Raw genomic sequence first — 753 nt, forward strand, 5'->3', positions numbered from 1 at the left:
AGGGGGCTCCGGGGGGCGGAGCGCCGTGGCGGGGGCCGGCCAGAGGATGCGCAACCTGGCCGGCCCCCGCCGGTCCTGCCCGGCTCGCCCGAGCCGGCCACCGTGGCGGCGGACCCTGTCTCGCGGCGCAACCTGTCATTCTGCTGACAGGTCTTTCACTTTACTCGCCGGGTTTCCCTGGTCGCCGGCCTAGGCTAGGCAGGCCGCGCCATGAGGATTCTGCTGACCGAGGATGACCCCCGCCTGGCCGGGCTGCTGGCGACCGGCCTGGAGCGCGCCGGCTGGGCCGTCGACCATGTCGCGAGTGCTGCGGAGGCCGAGGCCGCGCTGGCCAGCATCGGCTACCAGGCGCTACTCCTCGATCTCGGCCTGCCCGACGGCGACGGCATCGACCTGCTGCGGTCGCTGCGCCGGCGCGATCCGCGGCTGCCGGTGCTGCTGCTGACCGCCCGCGCCCGCCTCACCGAGCGCGTCGCCGGGCTGAATGCCGGCGCCGACGACTATCTGATCAAGCCGGTCGCGCTGGAGGAGGTGGTGGCCCGCATCGCCGCCGCCTGCCGCCGCGCCGCGGTGCCGGCCGCGACGCTGCTGACGCTGGGGCGCCTCTGCCTGGAGCCGGCGACGCGCCGCCTGACGGTGGACGGCGTGATCCAGCCGCTGCCCCGGCGCGAGATGATGGTGCTGGAGCTCCTGATGCGGGCGCCGGAGAACTTCGTCGCCAAGCCGCGTCTGGAGACGGCGCTGAGCAATTTC

Annotated in this window: 1 protein-coding gene; it reads left to right on the forward strand. The window is 74.5% G+C overall.

From position 1 onward, the window contains the following. Positions 1 to 210 precede the first annotated feature (210 nt). The coding region (locus BKE38_RS28430; protein WP_076960509.1) for a response regulator transcription factor at positions 211 to 753 on the forward strand (543 nt) is incomplete at its 3' end.

The organism is Teichococcus deserti, assembly GCF_001982615.1.
GTDB lineage: Bacteria > Pseudomonadota > Alphaproteobacteria > Acetobacterales > Acetobacteraceae > Pseudoroseomonas > Pseudoroseomonas deserti.